The organism is Photorhabdus sp. RM322S (assembly GCF_042879395.1).
In the GTDB taxonomy this organism is placed as follows: domain Bacteria; phylum Pseudomonadota; class Gammaproteobacteria; order Enterobacterales; family Enterobacteriaceae; genus Photorhabdus; species Photorhabdus khanii.
Genome location: NZ_JBHFKW010000004.1, coordinates 43,723 through 57,303, shown reverse-complemented (window position 1 = coordinate 57,303; position 13,581 = coordinate 43,723). Strand labels below are relative to the sequence as shown.

The window sequence follows — 13,581 nt, the reverse complement described above, 5'->3', positions numbered from 1 at the left end:
CGGGTGGCTTCATCACCGTATTGCCTGCGGTAATCATCCCAGTCAGCTTGATAGTCTGTTGGTGGCAGGGCAACCTTTCCCTGTATTGCATTAGCGGCCTGTTCCGCCTTAATTTTTCCTGTATTCTCTTCGTCTGCATCAATATCATTATCCCCTGCGATAATAAAAATACCTTGTGGATGTTTTACCTTCAGGGCTTTTGCTGCATTGAGCAGATTATTAGCGGAAATGGCGGCATAGATTGTACTGTTACGGTTAATGACGGCCAGTGATAAGCCAGTGGCATAACCTTCTGTAATGATAATGTCATCATGAGAATCAGGCTCGCGGACAACAGCAAAAGCCCCTTTTAACTGACTGCCGGGTAATAATCGTTTGTTGCCATCGGGGTGGATCAATTGAGCGCCGCAATATTCTCCTGACATATTAACCAGTGGCAACACCAGAGTATTTTCTGGAAACATCACATTGCCTGTTTTTTGACAGTAAGCAGGCGGGAAAAGAAAAACAGGTTCAGCTAAATTCTTGCGGAGCAAATAAGGGCTTGTGCCCTTAATACACTGATTTAATAATGAACTGACCCGTTCAGCAATTGGCACCTGAATAGTAGAGGCTTTTTTTCTGGCAGGCGCTGTTGACGGGAGTTCTGACAACTCAGATATCCACCTTGCCGCTTCAATCAACTGACAGCCTTTAAATTTTGCCAATAAATTCAGTCCATCTCCATGACCGCATTCAGCCCGATTACAAATCCATGTACCATTACCGTTTTTATCATCAAATCGGAACCGGTCTTTCCCACCGCACATGGGGCAAGGCCCATGACGGTGATTGGCAGGTACAACAATGCCCGCCTGAGACAGGATCGCGGGCCAGCGATGGCGGGATTGCCGGACAATATCAGAAACGAAGGAGGGCATGACTTTCCTCCTCAGTGGTTTCTCCAACCAGCATTTTACTGAGCAGTTCAATGCGTTCCCATAAAATGAAAGCTAGGATTTCCTTAAAGGCGAGATTATTTTGCTCAATAATACTATTGATAAGTGCCCGGCAGTGGTCGAGTACTTCTTCTGAGTTTTCAGGGCGGTAATCATGCATAAAACACCCCTGCCAGAGAAAAAGTCTTAGAACGGGAGAATAGTTGACATTGTAGATAAAACAGCCAGTTTTGGGGTGGTAGGTAGAGGTTAAGAGGGGGTATAGCCATAAGGCAGCCTCCATTGTGTGCGAACTATCGCTACCACCAGAGACGCTAACCTCAAGGGTGGCAGCCCAGACAGGGTTAGCGTTACCGGACACAATGGAAACCGGCGCTTCTTTCGAAGCCCCTGCCTGAGCCACCATAGACAACAGGTGTACAAAGGCACCAGCATTGAATAGCCTAAAACAGGCGTTTAATGCTGCCATCATGTTAATCGGAACGCTAACTCCGGCTGCGGATTTTGCCGCAGCGCGTGAACTATACCTCAGTAATTTACTGATTATCAACTTATAATTAAGGTTAAAAGCCTCATTCAGACTCATCCCTGTGTTTCCTTACGATTGTTGATTTTATTGATAATCCATTCATCAATTTCTTTTTCTACCCATGCAACTGAGCGTGCTCCCAGACTGACAGATTTAGGAAACTCGCCTTGCTGCATCAAATGGTAAATCCATGATTTCTTTAAACCGACTTTTTTCATGACATCCGCCAGACGTATTAAGGTTGTCTCTGCCATTTTTCAATCTTCCTTTTGACTATAAACTCGTTCAACATAACGCCCGCGACCATCACCGTGACCTAAATCCATTGAGACTAAGGCTCTGGCTTCCTGACGAGTAAAACCGCTTTCTTGGTAAAACTTCAATGCATCCTGTGCCCATGCGTAGCGCAAACTGTGCGGGGCATAACAGCCTGTTAATCCCAATTGTGTCGTATGAGCACGCCAGTAGTTCATAGCTTGTTTGAGGTTGGGTTTATCAATCAGTCTGCCGCCGCGTTGTTCTGCAATTTCAATGGCTTTCTCAACGGCTTTTTTCACGGCTTCCACATTCAGTACATGGGTTTGCCTTGGGCGACCACCTTTTGTACCGAAAATTATATGAAGTTTAGGTTCAGGCTGGTTAAGCTGTTTTTGCCAGCTTTTCAGCGAAACACTACACTGAACGGCTTCCTGAGAACGCAGCCTCATCAAACGAGTAAGCTGGAGAGTGACAGCCAGTCCGGCATCGTATTTTGTTGCTTTCTGATAAACCGCCTGAAAAAGCACATCAGGAATAGCTTGTTTTGTCCCTGCTCGGCTGGCACCACTCAATCCCAATGCCTGATTACTCAGCCGGGGAGAGGTGCTTAACTTGGTCTGACCCGCTAGAAGAAAGATATGGCGAAGCGCCGACATTTCATTTTGCAGGGTACGTTTGGCTATCCCTTGAGACAGACGGGCATGGATATAACTTTCAATGTGTTTGGTCTTTAAATGGCTGAGGCTTTTCACCTGGATATTCAGCCTCAGTAAAAACTCGCCTAATCGTCCCGCTATCCTAATACGGTCATGGCAGGTTTTATGACTGCCTCCGGCCTGTCGGGCAAAAGTTTGCATTTCCCTGACTAATCGACTCATATCACCCCTTATTTTTCACCTGATAACATTAAATCTCTGGCGCGCGACAATTCTGACAAAACAGAGGTTATCTGTTTTGCCCTTGAACGATACCTGTGCGCCAGAGTGAACGCTGTTGAGGTATTGCGGGGCATCGGTTTCAGTACGCTGTACTACCGCCTGTGTGAACAGGTTATCCCCTCTGGCAAAAGCCAGCCTCGATATCGTCAAGCCTTCCTTTTTAATGTTTTTTTAATCTTAATTAGCAGTGACAGAAGCACTGATTTGTTGAACGGGCATACACCTGTAATACGAATGTTGCCTTTATGCTGCGGCGTCACTTTCAGCGGTAAACCGGCGAAAAGTGACTCCTGAACATCGGAGTGAGTAAACAGAAGCAGGATAGGCGTTTGCTGATGCCTGCTGGCATAGCAAAGTGCTGCCCGTAGCAGTGTAAAACTGTCGCAATATGCTGATATTGAGAAATAACCTACCTGACCGCCTGATAACTCAGGCAGCAGTAGTTAAAGTGTGAGCCAAGCAAACCACGGATGCTTTAACTTACGTGAAGTGAATGAGGTTAAACGTGTAACTTAATCTCATTGGAGCGAAAGGCAAGTAAAGCTGTCCTGTCTGACTCCTGGGTATAAGAAGAACTCTTTTCCTCCGGGATAAACAACCCGTGAGTGAGTCAAATGTATAAATGCACCTTCATCGCTTTCATTTCGCGATCCCCGCTCTCAAAGGATAAGTGGGGTTATCAGCCTCATGGTATCTGACGGCCTTCTCTTTTCAGATCAGGGAGAATTTTAGGGTATGGTCGCTCGAAAGCGCTTCTTCACAGACCTTTTAGAAGCATTGAGTGCTGTCAATGGCAGCAATAGCGGATCACTCGAAAGCGTTTCCTCACAGATCCCTCGGAAACATTGGCGGCTGTCGATGACAGCAATTAAGTGTAGCAAGGTTAACGCAGGATGTAACACGTAGCAATAGGGAACAGATAGTTTAATCAGTTAGTTAAACGGTTGATTAGATACGCTGACGAAATCAGCTTATTGATGACTGTGACATGGGCGTTTTCTAGCTGACGCGCTACGCTTGTCTTCTCTTAGTGGACTTGTTAAAAAATTTAACAAGTCCACTAAGAGAGTTGAAAAGACCACGGAGTTATCTTGTATCTCAAATGAAATAAAATCACGTAACGAAATAGACTGTAACTTAAAATTACGCCATACCTGTTGTATTAATTTTCTATTTAAATTTAATCGGTTACATGAAATAGTAGTAAATAATTCTGGTCTTGGGGGCATAAAAAGGGGCATCATAATAATATTTTTTAATAAACTAATTTAAAAACAATGTATTAACTTATTATTCGAGTCCGGCCTTCGCACCAACAGTATGTAAATGGACCTCAACTGAGGTCTTTTTTTATGTCTGAAATCCAGTATCCGCAAGGCTTTCCTCGCTTTTTCACTCAACCTAAGTCAACCTGATTCAATCTACATCAACTTACTGATGTGGGTACATTTGCGGGTATATCCCGGTTCGATAATGTTTATACCCACACAGAACCCTTGAAAGGATACTCAACATGGCTCTGAGTGATGTGAAGGTTCGTACGGCCAAGCCTGAAGCAAAAGCTTATAAGCTTACAGATGGCGACGGCATGGTGTTGCTGGTTCACCCTAACGGTTCAAAATATTGGCGGCTTCGCTATCGCTTCGGTGGTAAAGAAAAGATGCTGGCACTGGGTAAATATCCTGAAGTGTCGCTCGCGGATGCCAGAGCACGGCGAGACGAAGCACGGAAACAGTTAGCTAACGGCATCGATCCCAGTGAAAACAAGAAAGCCGTTAAAGTTGAGCAACAACAGGAAGCTATAACTTTTGAAGTGGTCGCCAGAGACTGGCACGCCAGCAATCAGAAGTGGTCTGAATCGCATAGTGCTCGAGTATTAAAGAGTCTGGAAGATAATCTCTTTAGTGCGATTGGTTCGAGAAATATCGCTGAGCTAAAAACCAGAGATTTACTTACCCCCATTAAAGCCGTGGAGATGTCTGGGCGTCTTGAGGTGGCGGCACGCCTACAACAGCGAACAACGGCAATAATGCGGTTTGCGGTACAGAGCGGTTTAATCGATTACAACCCAGCACAAGAGATCGCTGGCGCAGTTGCCACTGTAAAAAGGCAGCATCGCGCTGCACTAGAACTTAATCGTATTCCTGAGTTACTTCATCGAATTGATACCTACACCAGCAGACCACTAACTCGATTGGCTGTGGAACTGACGTTGTTGGTTTTCATACGTTCAAGTGAACTATGTTTTGCACGCTGGTCAGAAGTAGATTTTGAAACTGCGATGTGGACGATTCCGGGAGAGCGTGAGCCACTGGAAGGTGTAAAGCATTCACATCGAGGATCGAAAATGCGGACTCCTCATCTTGTTCCTTTATCCCGCCAGGCTCTGACCATTCTGGAACAGATCAAAAACATGAGTGGGAATCGTGAGCTGATTTTCGTTGGCGATCATAATCCACGTAAGCCGATGAGTGAGAACACGGTAAATAAGGCACTGCGGGTGATGGGATACGATACGAAAGTTGAAGTTTGTGGTCATGGTTTCAGAACCATGGCGTGCAGTTCGTTGATTGAGTCGGGATTGTGGTCGAAGGATGCTGTAGAAAGGCAGATGAGTCACCAGGAACGTAATTCTGTACGTGCGGCTTATATTCACAAGGCCGAGCATTTAGGGGAGCGCAGATTGATGCTGCAATGGTGGGCGGATTATCTGGATGCGAACCGGGAGAAGGGGGTTAGTCCGTTTGATTTTGCTAAGTTGAATATAGGCTGATAAAAATGGATTTTTATAAGGCGCGCCCCTGGCATGCCTTATTTTTTGCTAATTTTGGCATTTGTAGGCTCTTGATTCAGCTGTGCCACTATAGATTTTGCAACGCTCTGATTTTGAACAAGGGTCAAAGACACTGCTCTGCAAGCAAGGCATAATACAGCTATTAATCATTAGTATGGTTTCGTCTGATATGAGCACAATCACCCCCCACTACCGTAACGTACAACAGTTGCTGCAAAGCCAATCCTTTTCTATCGATGAGTATCAGCGTGAGTACAAGTGGGAGAAGGAGAACATTGACGAGCTGCTGTCTGATCTTCAGGGGAAATTCTTCAACTATTACAAGCAGGGTGATGAAACCAGTGCTATTAGTGACTATGGAGAGTATTTTCTTGGTTCTATCATTGTCAGCAAACGCAATAACAAAAACTACTTGATCGATGGTCAGCAGCGTGTCACCTCTTTGACATTGTTGCTGATTTGCTTGTACCGATCAGCCGAGGAACAGAGGCTACCGGTAGCCCAAACCTTAGCCCCTCTTATTTTCAGCGACAACCTTGGTAATCCCAAGTTTAACCTCGACATCTCTGAGCGGCTCCCTGTTATCAATGCATTATTTAAGGGGGAAGCATTCAATCCGGATGGAAAAGATGAATCCATCCAAACCATGTTCGCCCGTTATAACGATATTGAGGCAAACGACCTGATGGCTGAGATAGGAAATGTATTGCCGCATTTCATCTACTGGTTGTTGACACGGGTAGGTTTGATAGAGATTGCCACTGACAACGACAGTTATGCTTACGCCATTTTTGAAACGATGAATGATCGGGGTAAGCCCCTTAGTCCGGTAGATATGTTGAAGGCATATTTATTGGCGCCAATTGAGGAACAGGATGCGCGACTACAGGCCAATCAAATCTGGAAACAGCAAGTCCTAGAATTGATCTCTTGGGGAGGGGAGCACGAACCGGAGCGAGATGCCAACTGTATTAAGGCGTGGTTACGGGCACAGTATGCAGAAAGTATCCGTGAACGTAAGGCGGGATCGGTCGATAAAGATTGGGAGTTGATCGGTTCAGTCTTTCACCGCTGGGTGCGAGAAAATAACACTCGTCTGGGGTTGGGTAAAGCTCAGGAAAATCAGAACATGATGGCTGTAAGCTTTCCATTTTTTGCCAAAGCGTACCGGCGTATCCTGAACAGCAGCAAGCATTATACACCGAAGCTACGAGCGGTTTACTACAACGCTCACAATGATTTTACTTGGCAGAATACAGTGCTTCTTGCACCGTTGATTGAAACTGACGACGATGAAACCGTCGATCGCAAACTGGCGGTCACAGCTACCTATTTGGACATCTGGTTGATGCGTCGAGTAGTGAATTATGTCCGGGTTGGATACTCTAGTGTGTCTTACGCTATGTGGTTATTGTGCCGGGAGATCAGGCGTAAACCGCTGTCGGAGTTGGTAGTTATCCTCCAGAAGAAGCTGGCAGATGATGAGGTTACTTTCTCCGGCTACGCAGTAAAAGGACGAACGGGTATTGATGGTTTAGGGCTCAATCAATTCAGTCGACGTTATATCTACCATTTGCTAGCACGACTGACAGAAGCAACAGAGATCGGTGCAGGGCGGACTGAAACATTTGATCGATTGGTGAACCGTACTCTCAAGAACCCATTCGACATCGAACATATCTGGGCAGATGATTACGAAATTGTGAAGGAGCAGTTCAGCACTGAGCAGGAATTTCAGGATTGGCGCAATCATGTTGCGTCACTTTTACTCTTACCAGCAGATGTTAACCGGAGCCTTCAGGACAAACCGTTTCCCCTGAAGCGGGTGCACTACGCCAAACAGAACTTCTTTGCCGCAAGTTTGGACTCCTGTGTTTACGAACATCAGCCACAGTTTCAGCAGTTTGCTACCCAATATGAGCTGCCTTTCAAATTCGCTGAGGTATTCGATAAAGCGGAACAACAGGTACGCCGGAAACTGATTGCGGGATTAGTAGAATTAATTTGGTCACCGAATCGTTTATGTGAAGCCGCCCATGTCTGAGCAACCCTTACAGAACTCACTTTTTGAGGACGATTACCTGCTACGGGAACTTGGGCAGGTAGCACATGTTCCACAAGTTGCTTTAACAGAGTTAGTTGCCAACGCCTGGGATGCTGGAGCGTCTCGAGTAGACTTGGTTTTACCTACCGAAATAGGTGGAATGTTGACAGTGACAGACGATGGTCATGGTATGACCCCGGAGCAATTTAAAAAGCGCTGGATGACTTTGCGCTACACCCGCGAGAAGTATCAAGGTTTCAATGTAGAGTTCCCTATCGGACGAATGGCCCGCCCGCGAAAGGCTTACGGTCGCAATGGTATTGGCCGCCATGGCTTACTTTGTTTTGCTGACGAATACGAAGTGAAAACCTGGCGCGATGGTATTTTGGCAACCTTCATTGTTGGCACCGGGGCTGGTTCAAGCCCTTTCGTGTGCCGAAGTGAGACTGAAGAGAAACACATAGGCAGTGGTACACGGTTGCAGGTACAGGTAACACGCAAACTGCCTGATGCCGATGAAATACTCACAGTATTATCCGCCCGCTTCATCCACGATCCTGAGTTCGAGGTGCGTGTTAATGGCAAGTTGCGCCCATTTACTGAGATTAATGGGCGAATAAGTGAAGAAACCCTGTACTTCAGTGCAGGACGTCATGCCAAAGTGATTGTCATCGACTCAACTCGTCTGAATCATTCTTCTTTGCACCAAGGAATTGCATTTTGGGTACAGCACAGATTAGTTGGGACCCCGTCATGGGCAGTTGGACAGATAGCCAATTTCGACGGACGTACTCGCTTTGCCCGGCGTTACAAGGTTATCGTTGATACAGAAGGTTTCGAATCTGATGTTGAACAAGACTGGACCGCTTTTTGTCCCACTGATTCTGTAAATGAATTATATCAGGCTACAGCTGAGCACATTCGTGATGTTGCACAAAGGCTTGCAGTGGAATTTACTGAAATTACATCAGAGGATGCTCTGATGCAAAACCGCTCAGAGTTAGCAACCTTGGGTCAGGGGGCCCGCTTGGGAGTGGCTGAATTCACTACAGCGGTAGCTCAAGAGCATCCGACTGTCTCCCCAGAATTTCTTGCCACAGCAGTTAAGGCGCTTATTCATCTTGAAAAGACCAAGAGCGGAGCCGCATTACTGGAAAAGCTTGCTACTTTGCAGCACGACGATATAGAGGGTTTAGATCGGTTACTGGCTGAATGGACAGTCAAGGACGCGTTGCGGGTCCTTGATGAAATTGACAGTCGACTCAGCGTGGTAGAAACAATTCAGCGTTTGGCTGATGATCCTGATACGGATGAGTTACACACTCTACATCCATTGATTTTACGTTCTCGTTGGTTGTTCGGTCCTGAATTCGAATCGCAGGAATATTGCTCGAATATGACATTACAATCTGTAGCCCGCGAACTATTCAAAAGCCCTGATGCTCAATTTATAAACGAGCGCAATCGTCCTGATATTGTAGTTTTGCCTGAAAAAACAACGTGGCAAATGACTGGCATCGAGTCATTTGATCCAGTAGATGTGTCTCTTGTTCAAATGCAACAGGTTTTGGTAATTGAACTGAAGAAAGGCGGATTTGAGCTCACAAGAAAAGAGGTGAATCAAGCTGATGGCTATGTACAGGACATTGCAGCATCAGGTTTGATAACAGGAACACCATTTATTAACGCTTGGGTCGTTGGGCAAAAGGTAGCGGCTGGTGTTGCCCGTGAGAAAGTTGTTGGTGATGGAGAACGCAATCCGTATGGGAGAGTTCGCGCTACGACTTTTGGTTCTTTGGTTGGAACAGCTAATGCACGATTGATGAAACTACGCCATGTTTTAGCAAACAGGTACGAAAGCACATCTACAGATGACCTTATCAATCGAGTGTTATGTCAACCCGTTCAGTCAGGCTTGAAATTTAAATAAGCATGAAAAGAATTTACTTCACCTCAGCGGACAGATTATATCCGCACTATGAAGCTTGTTCATCGCTGAGGGTTGGCGTCGCTGAGGTTAATATGCTGCCTTACAAGGTTGAGCACCTTTAAGTTTTAGACCTTCTGGATTTTTTTAACCCATTACAACTGTTACTAAAAAGCTGACATACCCTAAAGGATTACTGATGGCCGTTAATCAGGCAAAAATATTTGAACAACTCGAGCAACTTACCCGTGAATTAGACCGGGATGAGTTCATTTATGGTTTTATGGCAGCCTTTGACTTCCCTAAAGCAACGATCACACAGGTCCGACAAGGCAGTAGCCGTAATGTCGCCAAGGAAACTGGTCATGTTGGTTTGAAAAATAAACTCTATTTTCAAAGCCTTAATGACAAAGAAGATCTTGATGAGGCTTTTGAGCGACGTATCGCTGATCCAGTAATAGCTAAAAATAAGATTCGGTTTGTATTAGTTACTGATTTTGTGAGATTTTTAGCCTGGGATACATGTAGCAAAGAGAGGCTCGATATTGAGCTAGATGAGCTTTATAGCAACTATGGTTTTTTCTTACCTTTAGCTGGTTTAGAAAAGGCAATTATAAGTAGTGAGAACCCCGCAGATGTTAAAGCTGCAGAGAAGATGGGCAAGCTGTTTGATCTCATTCGTGTTCACAATGAACTCAGTAAACCAGAAGATATTCATGCACTTAATGTCTTCCTGACACGTTTGCTATTCTGTCTGTTCGCCGAAGATACAAGTATTTTTGAACCAGCTCAGTTCACCTCTGCCATCAAGAGCTACACCGAGGAAGATGGCAGTGATCTAGATACATTTCTGTATCAATTATTCATCGTTCTTAACGCAGCGCCAGATAGCCTGCAACGACAAAAGATACCTACTCACTTAGCGGCTTTTCCCTATGTAAATGGTGGGCTTTTTTCCACTGACGAGCCTATTCCAGAACTAGGCAAAAAGGGCCGTAAAATGCTGCTTGAATGTGGCACGATGGACTGGAGTGAAATAAATCCTGATATTTTTGGAAGTATGTTCCAGGCAGTGATTGATGTAGAGCAACGTAGTCGCTTAGGCCAGCACTATACTTCGTATAGCAACATAATGAAGGTGATAAAACCGCTGTTCCTTGAGCCTTTGGAAAGTGAGCTTAATAAACAACGTCGTAGCGCGAAAGGTTTAAAGTCTTTACTGGTTCGTTTGTCCGAAATGAAAATATTTGATCCTGCTTGCGGCTCAGGTAATTTCCTAATCGTATCTTACAAAGAACTGCGCAAGTTTGAGATGAAAGTTATCGAAGCTCTGAAAGAGCTGGAACCACAAGGTTTTTCGATGAGTGGCTTACATCTTTCACAGTTTTACGGTATTGAAATTGATGACTTCGCCTGCGAAATAGCACGTTTATCACTTTGGTTAGCTGAGCATCAACTAAATACTCAGTGGGAAAAATTGTTCGGATTTACTCCTCCAGCTCTGCCTTTACGCGATAGTGGGAATATTTATAGCGGTAATAGCTTACGGTTTGACTGGAATAAAATTTGCCCTAAGGAAGTGAATGATGAGGTTTATCTTATCGGTAATCCTCCTTTTCTTGGAACACTTGGTCGCAGCGAACAGCAAAAGTCAGATATGCAATTTGTCTTTGGAACGTCCAAATCTATTGGGAATCTAGATTATGTTTCTTGCTGGTTTTTGAAAGGGGCTAGATATATACAAAACTCTAACTCTGAGTTGGCACCAGGGCGCGAGCCTACTTTGTTTGATATTCAGCCAAAGAAAACTTTTGCACGGTAATCATCACACCAGCTGGCTTTTTTAAGCTTATTTCTTTGGCTTGGTGCCCCACAATCACATTGTTTGACCATATTCAAAACAAGACGCCGGAATAAGGCCAGATTCTCAATTGCACCTTCCAAAACAATCCGTGAATCATCTTCTTTAAAAACGACATCAAGAATATAGTGCTGGCTATTTTCAATTCGCCAATGCTGACCAATGTAATACCCCAGAGATTTATGTCGGGGGGAAAGCGAACTCACATAATACGAGGTATCTACTGTTCCTTTACCCTTTTGTGTCCGATGACGCTCAACCGCAATAATGCTACGAATAGTTGGCCATCTCTCGGCCATTTCGGGTGTGAATGTCGGTTTTAACTGGAAGACATAGCGCTCTTCACGTCGGCCATGGGCTTCTTGCTTGATTTCCGTCATCACTTGCTCTTTACCGGCATCAAACACGGCCTGAAATTGAGACTGAACGGCTTCCCACAGCTTAGGTTGATTTTTCTTCACCTGCACAACCACATGCGCTTTCTTTTCGCTGATTTTTTCCAGTGTTTCACGCTGGCAATGCAGAGCATCAAGGGTCACGATACTGCCTTTTAGGTTAAGGATATCCAGCATCTGGCGGACGATACTGATTTCCCCATTTTTGGTCGCAGCCGCTTTCTGGCTTAACACCAATCCCGCCTCGGTATCATAGGCAGTGACCAGTTGGACGGCGTTTTTCTTGTCGTTACGATAGGCGCGTCGCAGAACTTTCCCATCAAAAGCGATGACAGGTTTGCTCCCCAATTCACGCTGCTCATTAACCCAGTTGAGTAAGGCTTCCAGCAGGGAATCCAGCTCGATAGCGCGCAGTATTCTGGCAATCGTATGCCGACGGGGTATCCCAGTAAGAAATGGACGATATGTTTGCAGCCACTTAATTTTTGCCCGGCCGTAAGTCTCAATGTCTTGCCAGCCTTCGGCTCCCGCCATGATGGCACTGACGACAAGGAAAATCACATCAATCAGCTCGTACTGACGATTAATATCAGAGCGTGTTTCTTTCACAACGGATAAATGTTCAATCAGGGTCATATGCAAACGATTAGAAGAGAAATAAGGTTCATTAGATCATGCCATTACTTCTCATTCAAGAGGTGTTAAAAAAGTATGCTCGCGCCCTGGAGTTGGCACTGGTTTCAACTAATTCAGTTTGCCAAGGGGAACAGGTAGCAATTCTTTGGCCCCAGATATTTAGTTTAGATATTAATATCCACTTTGCTTACACCACCTTTGCTTGGGCGAATAATGCTCGTGACAAAGCTGCAGTCCATGTGGTAATAATCGGCCTTACTTGTAAAAATAAGCTTAGACGTATATTTAATCAAAGTGCTGATGGATTGCATCACCATTTAGTTGAAAATATTAGCCCATACTTGGTTGAGGGTGATAATACTGCTGTTTTAGGAAGGAACGATCCATTAATAGAAAATGTTCCATTGCTCGTTTATGGGAATAAACCTACTGATGGTGGGCATCTTTTTTTGACGACAGATGAACGAAATGATCTTGTAAAATATGAACCGCAGGCGGAACGTTGGATAAAGAAAATAGTCGGCGCCAATGAATTTATAAATAGCATTGAACGTTGGGTATTATGGCTTGTTGATGCGACTGATTCTGATTTGGAAAGTATGCCATTAGTTCAGAAACGTATTTCCGCTGTTTACCAATTCAGAATAAAAAGCCCGAAATCCAGTACGAAGAAGAAGGCAAATTATTCGCATATTTTTGATGAAGTACGTCAGCCGACTTCTGGGAATTATATTCTTGTACCTCGTCACTCTTCTGAAAGAAGAGTTTATATTCCAATGGGTTTTTTATCTTCGAATGTTATATGTAGTGATGCAAATTTATTTATTCCTAACGGTACATTATACGAGTTCGGTATTCTTTCATCATTACTGCATAATGACTGGATGAGGCTTGTGGCCGGAAGACTCAAAAGCGACTATAGATATGCCGCATCAGTAGCCTATAATCCATTTCCTTGGCCAGATGTTACTGAAACTCAGAGTAAAGAGATCGAACGATTAGCTGAGGAGGTTATTCTAACTCGTGAAGAATTTCCCGGCAGGACGTTAGCTGAACTTTACGATCCTGAGAAAATGCCATCTGATTTACTAATTGCGCACCAGAGGTTAGATAAAGCAGTTGATAGGCTTTATCGAGAGCGCCCATTCAAAGATGCTGCCGACCGGTTAAGCTATCTGTTAGCCCGCTATGAAAAATTAGTTCAAAAGTGACACTGCGTTTGCTGGCTTTTTGAATTCACAACAGTTAAAAGTACCCATGA

Annotated in this window: 10 protein-coding genes and 1 pseudogene; 5 read left to right on the top strand and 6 right to left on the bottom strand. The window is 44.7% G+C overall.

All coding sequences use genetic code 11. From position 1 onward, the window contains the following. Positions 1 to 23 precede the first annotated feature (23 nt). From ACGF63_RS03640 to ACGF63_RS03620, 5 genes and pseudogenes are all read right to left on the bottom strand, one after another. A pseudogene (locus tag ACGF63_RS03640) lies at positions 24 to 920 on the bottom strand (primase-helicase zinc-binding domain-containing protein); the annotation flags it as partial. After that, on the bottom strand, positions 901 to 1,524 hold the full coding sequence (locus ACGF63_RS03635; RefSeq protein WP_015836056.1) for an ash family protein: 624 nt from the start codon (positions 1,522 to 1,524) through the stop codon (positions 901 to 903). The pseudogene ACGF63_RS03640 and the gene ACGF63_RS03635, both read right to left, overlap by 20 nt. Further along, positions 1,521 to 1,721: an AlpA family transcriptional regulator gene (locus ACGF63_RS03630; protein WP_012777182.1), complete on the bottom strand. Its 201-nt coding sequence runs from the start codon at positions 1,719 to 1,721 to the stop codon at positions 1,521 to 1,523. The genes ACGF63_RS03635 and ACGF63_RS03630 overlap by 4 nt, the downstream gene beginning before the upstream one ends. Before the next feature lie 3 nt (positions 1,722 to 1,724). After that, positions 1,725 to 2,603 (bottom strand): integrase domain-containing protein, encoded by an 879-nt coding sequence (locus ACGF63_RS03625; RefSeq protein WP_387628865.1) that lies wholly within the window; start codon positions 2,601 to 2,603, stop codon positions 1,725 to 1,727. Between the two features lie 15 nt (positions 2,604 to 2,618). After that, positions 2,619 to 2,813, bottom strand: a complete 195-nt coding sequence (locus tag ACGF63_RS03620) for a hypothetical protein (protein ID WP_132346831.1) — start codon at positions 2,811 to 2,813, stop codon at positions 2,619 to 2,621. A 1,363-nt stretch (positions 2,814 to 4,176) separates the two neighbouring features. Between ACGF63_RS03620 and ACGF63_RS03615 the strand changes: the two genes are divergently transcribed. The 4 genes from ACGF63_RS03615 (at position 4,177) to ACGF63_RS03600 (ending at position 11,250) form a co-directional block, all read left to right on the top strand. Next, the gene (locus ACGF63_RS03615; RefSeq protein WP_387628861.1) at positions 4,177 to 5,436 is read left to right on the top strand and encodes a tyrosine-type recombinase/integrase; all 1,260 of its coding nucleotides are present in this window, start codon (positions 4,177 to 4,179) and stop codon (positions 5,434 to 5,436) included. 154 nt (positions 5,437 to 5,590) lie between these two features. Next, on the top strand, positions 5,591 to 7,501 hold the full coding sequence (locus ACGF63_RS03610) for a DUF262 domain-containing protein (protein WP_387629011.1): 1,911 nt from the start codon (positions 5,591 to 5,593) through the stop codon (positions 7,499 to 7,501). Beyond that, positions 7,494 to 9,431, top strand: a complete 1,938-nt coding sequence (locus ACGF63_RS03605; RefSeq protein WP_387628858.1) for an ATP-binding protein — start codon at positions 7,494 to 7,496, stop codon at positions 9,429 to 9,431. Before ACGF63_RS03610 ends, ACGF63_RS03605 begins: the two co-directional genes overlap by 8 nt. 196 nt (positions 9,432 to 9,627) lie before the next feature. Then, on the top strand, positions 9,628 to 11,250 hold the full coding sequence (locus ACGF63_RS03600) for a DNA methyltransferase (protein WP_387628856.1): 1,623 nt from the start codon (positions 9,628 to 9,630) through the stop codon (positions 11,248 to 11,250). Here ACGF63_RS03600 and ACGF63_RS03595 read toward each other — a convergent pair. After that, complete coding sequence (locus tag ACGF63_RS03595) at positions 11,223 to 12,320, bottom strand: ISAs1 family transposase (protein WP_387628853.1); 1,098 nt, start codon at positions 12,318 to 12,320, stop codon at positions 11,223 to 11,225. The two genes, ACGF63_RS03600 and ACGF63_RS03595, sit on opposite strands and share 28 nt — an antisense overlap. Before the next feature lie 38 nt (positions 12,321 to 12,358). On the opposite strand from ACGF63_RS03595, the gene ACGF63_RS03590 reads away from it, so the two are divergent. Continuing rightward, positions 12,359 to 13,531 carry a type IIL restriction-modification enzyme MmeI gene (locus ACGF63_RS03590; RefSeq protein WP_387628850.1) on the top strand — a complete coding sequence of 391 codons (1,173 nt, stop codon included), beginning with the start codon at positions 12,359 to 12,361 and terminating at the stop codon, positions 13,529 to 13,531. The last annotated feature ends 50 nt before the right edge of the window (positions 13,532 to 13,581 follow it).

Coding starts and splice junctions, on each gene's coding strand:
- ACGF63_RS03595 (WP_387628853.1), bottom strand. CDS start 12,320: ATGACCCTGATTGAACATTTATCCGTTGTGAAAGAAACACGCTCTGAT.
- ACGF63_RS03630 (WP_012777182.1), bottom strand. CDS start 1,721: ATGGCAGAGACAACCTTAATACGTCTGGCGGATGTCATGAAAAAAGTC.
- ACGF63_RS03615 (WP_387628861.1), top strand. CDS start 4,177: ATGGCTCTGAGTGATGTGAAGGTTCGTACGGCCAAGCCTGAAGCAAAA.
- ACGF63_RS03600 (WP_387628856.1), top strand. CDS start 9,628: ATGGCCGTTAATCAGGCAAAAATATTTGAACAACTCGAGCAACTTACC.
- ACGF63_RS03635 (WP_015836056.1), bottom strand. CDS start 1,524: ATGAGTCTGAATGAGGCTTTTAACCTTAATTATAAGTTGATAATCAGT.
- ACGF63_RS03605 (WP_387628858.1), top strand. CDS start 7,494: ATGTCTGAGCAACCCTTACAGAACTCACTTTTTGAGGACGATTACCTG.
- ACGF63_RS03590 (WP_387628850.1), top strand. CDS start 12,359: ATGCCATTACTTCTCATTCAAGAGGTGTTAAAAAAGTATGCTCGCGCC.
- ACGF63_RS03625 (WP_387628865.1), bottom strand. CDS start 2,603: ATGAGTCGATTAGTCAGGGAAATGCAAACTTTTGCCCGACAGGCCGGA.